Origin of the sequence: Bowmanella dokdonensis (assembly GCF_017254865.1) — a bacterium.
GTDB lineage: Bacteria > Pseudomonadota > Gammaproteobacteria > Enterobacterales > Alteromonadaceae > Bowmanella > Bowmanella dokdonensis.
The window spans coordinates 1-351 of sequence record NZ_JAFKCV010000194.1 but is presented as its reverse complement, the minus strand read 5'-3'; the positions used below and the strand labels follow the sequence as shown (position 1 = coordinate 351).

Here is a 351-nt window from a genome sequence, read left to right as displayed (position 1 = left end):
CGGAGCGCATCAATGTCGCACGCACACCGCTGTTATCAGCATGATTATTGATGGCTGATGCCAGTTCTTTTACCGTGGCACCCGCACCCAGCGTGGCTAAATCGACACTAAAGGTGGTGCCTGCCACATCAATATCCAATTGCCCGTCGGTGGCCAGCGGCGCATCCGGGTCAAAGGTCATGGCTAGCTGTTGTGCCTGTGCCAACTGTTCTACAAATATGTCATAACTACCGGGAACAGCATTGCTATCGGCGGTGACCGCCAAAGCCGTATTGCTGCTGGTGGCCTGATTGGCCAGTAAACTATTATCGCTCTGGAAATTTTCCAGCTTGGTGAGGAAATCGCTTAAAG

The 351-nt window shown here is 52.4% G+C and carries 1 protein-coding gene; it reads right to left on the bottom strand.

Annotated features, from left to right (window positions below):
• Positions 1-351, bottom strand: a 351-nt coding sequence (locus J0A66_RS22195) for a flagellar cap protein FliD N-terminal domain-containing protein (protein WP_277603621.1), incomplete at both ends; no start/stop codon positions are given.